Source organism: Thermus sp. 2.9, from assembly GCF_000794385.1.
GTDB lineage: Bacteria > Deinococcota > Deinococci > Deinococcales > Thermaceae > Thermus > Thermus thalpophilus.
Window position 1 is genome coordinate 1 of the sequence record NZ_JTJB01000041.1, and the last position, 5,534, is coordinate 5,534.

General features: G+C 67.0%; 5 protein-coding genes, 1 tRNA gene and 1 pseudogene. 5 read left to right on the forward strand and 2 right to left on the reverse strand.

Annotated elements, in window-relative coordinates; all coding sequences use genetic code 11:
* Positions 1 to 31: 31 nt before the first annotated feature.
* The 4 genes from QT17_RS10835 to coaD all read left to right on the forward strand — a co-directional run bounded on the left by QT17_RS10835 (position 32) and on the right by coaD (position 2,647).
* A tRNA-Pro gene (locus QT17_RS10835) sits at positions 32 to 108 on the forward strand.
* Between the two features lie 42 nt (positions 109 to 150).
* Complete coding sequence (locus QT17_RS10840) at positions 151 to 1,641, forward strand: PhoU domain-containing protein (protein WP_039459938.1); 1,491 nt, start codon at positions 151 to 153, stop codon at positions 1,639 to 1,641.
* Between the two features lie 10 nt (positions 1,642 to 1,651).
* Complete coding sequence (locus QT17_RS10845) at positions 1,652 to 2,167, forward strand: RsmD family RNA methyltransferase (protein ID WP_039459939.1); 516 nt, start codon at positions 1,652 to 1,654, stop codon at positions 2,165 to 2,167.
* Complete coding sequence (coaD, locus tag QT17_RS10850; RefSeq protein WP_039459941.1) at positions 2,168 to 2,647, forward strand: pantetheine-phosphate adenylyltransferase; 480 nt, start codon at positions 2,168 to 2,170, stop codon at positions 2,645 to 2,647.
* Here the strand turns inward: coaD and QT17_RS10855 are convergent.
* Positions 2,644 to 3,486 (reverse strand): DMT family transporter, encoded by an 843-nt coding sequence (locus tag QT17_RS10855; protein ID WP_039459943.1) that lies wholly within the window; start codon positions 3,484 to 3,486, stop codon positions 2,644 to 2,646. The genes coaD and QT17_RS10855 overlap by 4 nt on opposite strands.
* Before the next feature lie 46 nt (positions 3,487 to 3,532).
* On the opposite strand from QT17_RS10855, the pseudogene QT17_RS10860 reads away from it, so the two are divergent.
* A pseudogene (locus QT17_RS10860) lies at positions 3,533 to 5,124 on the forward strand (aldehyde dehydrogenase family protein).
* 1 nt (position 5,125) lies between these two features.
* Here the strand turns inward: QT17_RS10860 and aroH are convergent.
* Positions 5,126 to 5,494 (reverse strand): chorismate mutase, encoded by a 369-nt coding sequence (aroH, locus tag QT17_RS10865; RefSeq protein WP_039459945.1) that lies wholly within the window; start codon positions 5,492 to 5,494, stop codon positions 5,126 to 5,128.
* Between the last annotated feature and the right edge of the window lie 40 nt (positions 5,495 to 5,534).

Consider the following 5,534-nt stretch of genomic DNA (forward strand, 5'->3'; position numbering starts at 1 on the left):
TTCCCCCTATGGCCTATACTGGCTTCCGCTACGGGGAGTAGCGCAGCCCGGTAGCGCACCTCGTTCGGGACGAGGGGGTCGCTGGTTCAAATCCAGTCTCCCCGACCACGGAGGCCGGCCCTTGGGCCGGCTTTTCCGTATACTCCGGGCGTGGGGTTTTGGGCGGGGCTTGCCCTTTTGCTCTTGGGCCTCCACCTGGTGGGGGAGGGGCTCGCCGCCGTGAAGGCCAGGCGGCACCTCCTGGCCCGGGCCCTGGGGCGTCCATTGGGGGTTTTGGGGGCGGGGCTCATTTTGGGGCTCCTTTCGGGAAGCGGCACCGGGTTTTCCCTCTTGGCCCTGGGGCTTTTGGAAGGCGGGGTGCTGGGGCTAGGGCAGGCCGCCCTCCTTTCCCTAGCCGCCACGGCGGGGGCGGCCTTTTGGGTGGGGGTGGTGGCCCTGGCGCAAGGGGGGGCGGCGGAGGCCCTTTTGGTGTTGGGCCTTCCCTTTCTTCTTTGGCCTAGGCTGCGCCCAGTGGGCTTCTTCTTCATGGGGCTTGGGCTTCTTTTTTTGGGCTTTGTCCGGATGGGGGAGGGAGCGGAAAGCCTTAAGCCCCTCATCGCCTTCCTGGACCCAAGCCCCTTGGGTTTTTATCTCTTGGGCCTTGTCCTGGCCTTTTTGCTCGCCACCGCCAACGGGGTGGCGGCCTTGGCCTTGGCCCTCACCCCGGTTTTGGGCCGGGAGGGGGCCATGGCCCTGGCCCTGGGGGCGGGGGTGGGGGTTTCCGGGGCCCTCTTCTGGGCCTACCTGGGGGGCCGGCGGGAAGCCTTGCCCCTGGGGACGGCCCTCCTCGCGCACCGGCTCCTGTTCTCTTTGCCCCTTTTCTTGCTTATCCCGTGGCTTGGCCCTTTGGGGGTGGTGGCGTTCCACGCCCTGGCCCACCTGAGCTTCGCCTTGGGGTTTCTGCCCCTGAGGGGGCGCTACGAAACTTGGGCGGAGAAGCTTTTTCCCAAGCGGGGCGTGGCCCCCAAGTACCTTTCCCAAGAGGCCCTGGAAACTCCCAGCCTGGCCTTCGCCTTGGTGCAGCGGGAGCTTGCCCGGGTGGCGGATGCGGTGCGGGGCATGCTGGCCCAGGCGGTGCGGGTTCTGGCCCAGGAGGAGGGGGGCGAGGCGGAGCTTGCCCCTTTGGAGGAGAAGGTGGACCGCCTCACCCGGGAGGTGGTGCTCTACACGGCGGAGCTTTCCACCCGCACCCATGACGAGCGGGCGGTGCGCTTTTTCGTCATGGCCTCGGAGCTGGAGCACCTGGGGGACCTGGTGCGGCGCATTGTCCGGCAGGCGGAGAGGCTTTGGGCCCAGGGGCTCACCTTTAGCCCCGAGGGGCGGGAGGACCTCCTGGAGGCCATGCGGGCGGTCTTGAGGCGGCTTGAACTCCTGGCGGCCGCCTTGGGCACGGGGGAGAAGGCCTTGGCGGAAGAGGTGCTGCGGCAGGCCCCCGCTTTGGAAGCCTTCCTGGACCGCCTGCGCCGGGCCCACCTTTCCCGCCTCGAGGGGGGAAGGCCGGAGAGCCGGGCCACCACCTTGGCCCACCTGGACCTCCTCATCACCTTGGAGGAGCTGGCAGGTGGGGTGGAGAGGCTTTGCCGCCTGGTCCTGGAGCTTTAAGCTAAGGGGCGTGGTGAGGATTTTGGGCGGCAAGGCCAAGGGGGTGCCCTTGAAGGTGCCCGCCTCGGCCCGGCCTTCTCCCGTGCGCCTCAGGAAGGCGCTTTTTGACTACCTGCGCCTCCGCTACCCCGCCAAGGGGCGCTTCTTGGACCTTTATGCGGGGAGCGGGGCGGTGGGCCTCGAGGCGGCCAGCGAGGGTTGGCAGGCCACCTTGGTGGAAAAAGACCTCGAGGCCATCCGCCTTCTCCGCGAAAACGCCCGGCGGGCGGGGCTTCCCGTGCGCATCGTGCCGCTACCGGTGGAGGTCTTCCTGGCCGAGGCGAAGGCCAAAGGGGAGCGCTACGCCGTGGCCTTTATGGCCCCGCCTTACCCCATGGACCTGGTGGCGGCCTTCCAGGCCCTTTTGCAAAGCGGCCTGGTGGAAAAGGGCGGGCTTTGCATCCTGCAGCACCCCAAGGAGCTGGTGCTTCCTTTGGGGGAACGGCGCGTTTACGGGGAAAACGCCCTGACCCTGGTGGAGGTTTAGATGCACGTGGTCTACCCTGGAAGCTTTGACCCCCTCACCAACGGCCACTTGGACGTGATCCAACGGGCAAGCCGCCTCTTTGACAAGGTGACCGTGGCCGTGTTGGAAAACCCCAACAAGCGGGGCCAGTACCTCTTTTCTGCGGAAGAGCGCTTAAGCATCATCCGGGAGGCCACCGCCCACCTACAAAACGTGGAGGCCCACACCTTCACCGGGCTTTTGGTGGACTTCGTGAAGCGGGTGGGGGCCCAGGCCATCGTGAAGGGCCTCCGGGCGGTTTCCGACTACGAGTACGAGCTCCAAATGGCCCACCTGAACCGCCAGCTCCTTCCGGGCCTGGAAACCCTTTTCATCCTGGCGGCTACCCGCTACTCCTTCGTGTCCAGCACCATGGTCAAGGAAATCGCCCGCTACGGGGGGGATGTTTCCAAGCTGGTGCCCCCGGCCACCCTCCGGGCCCTCAAGGCCAAGTTTGGCTAGCCCCGCTGGGTGACGTAGACCCCTAGGGCGATGAGGAGAAGCCCCGGGAGATCCGCCCCCTGGGGGGCCTCGCCTAGGAGGAGGATGCTCAACAAGAGGGCTAAGGCGGGGGTCAGGTTCATGAAGGGGGCCACGTGGCTTGCGGGGTGGCGCTTTAGCACCTTGCTCCAAAGGGTAAAAGCCAGGAAGGCGCCGCCAAAAGCGGTGTAGAAGAGGGCGGCCCACCCCTTAGGGCCCGCTTCCGGGAAGGGGTGGGGGAGGGCCAGGGGAAGGAGGAGGAGGCTTCCTAAGAGCATGCTGGCCGCCGTGGCCTCGAGGGGCTCCCGCCTGCGCACCGCCAGGGTGACCCCCACGCTATAGGCGCCCCAAAGGAGGGCTGCCAGGACGAGGAAGAGGTCCCCCAGGAGCCGGTTGGTTCCTTCCCCGCCCGCGGCGTGGGCCAGGGCCAAGAGGACCACCCCGCTGCCCGAGAGGAGAAGCCCCCCAAGGAGCCTGGCGGAAAGGGGCTTGCGGAAGTAAAGGCTATAGGCGAAGGCGGTGGAAAGGGGATAAAGGGCGGCCACCACCGCCGCATCCGAGGCTGGGGCGAGGCGCACGCCCGTGAAAAAGACAAGGTTGAACACCGCCACCCCGCTTAGGGCGAGGAAGAGGGTCTCTCCTAGGGGGGCGAGGTGGGGTAGGCGGCGAAGGGCCAGGAGGAAGAAGGGGAGGGCGAGGGCGAAGCGCAGGAAGGAGCCCCAGGCCGGGTCCACCTCCCGCATGGCCGTGCGGGAGGCCACCACGTTGAGCGCCCAGAGGAAGGGAGGCAGGTAAACCAAAGGGTCCCGATGGGGCGGCATGGCCCCAGTATAGGGAGTTTCCGCTAAAATCCCCTTGGAGGTCAGCATGAAGGCGTTTTCCGCCAAGTACGGGAACACCCTGGAGTTCGGCCACCTGATTGGGGGCGAGGAGGTATGGGAAGGGGAGGCCCTTTTGCGCCACAACCCCTCGGACCGGGAAGACCTGGTGGCCCGTTTCCCCGAAGGCACCAAGGACACCCTGCGCAAGGCGGCCCTAAAGGCGCGGGAGGCTTTTGAGGCTTGGAGTCGCACCCCGGCCCCGGTGCGGGGGCAGGTGCTCTTCAACCTGGCCAAGATCCTGGAGCGGGAGAAGCCCACCCTCACCCGCCTCATGGTGCGGGAGGTGGGCAAGACCTTCAAGGAAGCGGGCGGGGACGTGCAGGAGGCCATAGACACCGCTCTGTTCTTCGCCTCCGAGGGGCGAAGGCTTTACGGCCAAACCGTGCCCAGCGAGATGCGGGACAAGGAGCTTTTCACCTTCCGCAGGCCCTTGGGGGTGGTGGGCATGATCACCGCGGGCAACTTCCCCATCGCCGTGCCCAGCTGGAAGCTCATCCCAGCCGTGCTGGCAGGGAACGCGGTGGTCTGGAAGCCCTCGGACGACTCCCCCACCCTCTCCTACCTCTTCGTCAGGCTCTTTGAGGAGGCGGGCCTGCCGCCCGGGGTCATCAACGTGGTCTTCGGTGGGGGCAAGGACTCCACGGGCCAGTGGCTGGTGGAGCTCATGGACGAGGGGCTTTTCCAGAAGTTCGCCTTCACGGGGAGCACCAAGGTGGGCCGCTGGATTGGGGAGGTGGCGGGGAGGAACCTCATCCGGCCCACCCTGGAGCTTGGGGGCAAGAACCCCTTGGTGGTCATGCGGGACGCCGATTTGGACCTGGCGGTGGAGGGGGCCTGGTGGAGCGCCTTCGCCACGGGAGGGCAGCGGTGCACCAGCGCCGGGAACATCCTGGTGGACGCCCCCATCTACGAGGAGTTCAAGAAACGCTTCCTGGAGCGCACCGAGGCCACGGTGGTGGGAAACCCCCTCCTAAACCCCGAGGTGACCTACGGGCCCTTCATCAACGAACGGCTTTTCCAGCGCTGGCAAGAGCACTACGCTTGGGGCAAGGAGGACGGGGCCACGCTCCTTTTCGGGCGGGGGCGCATCACCCGGGAAAATCCCTACCCCCGCTTCCTGGGTGACGCGGAGGCGGGGCTTTTCGGTTGGCCCACGGTGTGGGAGGCGAGGCCCGGCATGCGCCAGTTCCAGGAGGAGATCTTCGGGCCCACCATCAACCTGGTGAAGGTGGACGGGATTGAGGAGGCCATCCGGGTGGCCAACGCCACCCCTTATGGCCTTTCCAGCGCCATCTACACCAACCACCGCCATTGGGCCTACCTCTTCAAGGTGGGCATCCGCGCCGGGATGACCAGCATCAACAACGCCACCGTGGGGGCCGAGGCCCACCTGCCCTTCGGGGGGTGAAGGCGAGCGGCAACGGGGCCCGGGAGTCGGGCATCTGGGTCCTCGAGGAGTACACCTACTGGCACGCGGTGAACGAGGAGTACTCGGGAAGGCTCCAGCTCGCCCAGATGGACACGGGCTATGTGAGCCCCAAGGAACCCACGCCATGGGCGGAGGTGCTGGGCTTTTAGCCTACTGGGCGCTTTCCAAGTCGGGGCGGAGCTTCACCGCTTCCCGTAGGTAGACGTGGCGCACCCGGTCCTGGGGGGTGTCGGTGTTCCAAAGGGCCAGGACCCGGATGACCCGGGGCAGGCTTCCCGGCACCGGCACCTCCCGGGCGGAGAGGAGGGGCACCCGGTGCATGCCGATCTGCCGGGCCGCCTCCGCGGGAAAGGCGGAGGTGAGGTCCTCCGTCACGGTGAAGATGATGGCGGCGAGTTCCTCGTGGCGTTGGATGCCGTTGGCCTCCAACATCTTCAGGAGGAGTTCCCGGGTGGCCTGGTGGATGGCCTCGGGCGTGTCCTCTTCCACGGTGATGGCGCCCCGTATGCCCCGTACCATATTAGGCCCCATGCTAAGGGGTTTCCCCTCCTGGGGCAAG

Bases quoted from the DNA above. Each gene is read 5' to 3' on its own strand.
- coaD (WP_039459941.1), top strand. From the start codon at position 2,168: ATGCACGTGGTCTACCCTGGAAGCTTTGACCCCCTCACCAACGGCCAC.
- QT17_RS10855 (WP_039459943.1), bottom strand. From the start codon at position 3,486: ATGCCGCCCCATCGGGACCCTTTGGTTTACCTGCCTCCCTTCCTCTGG.
- aroH (WP_039459945.1), bottom strand. From the start codon at position 5,494: ATGGTACGGGGCATACGGGGCGCCATCACCGTGGAAGAGGACACGCCC.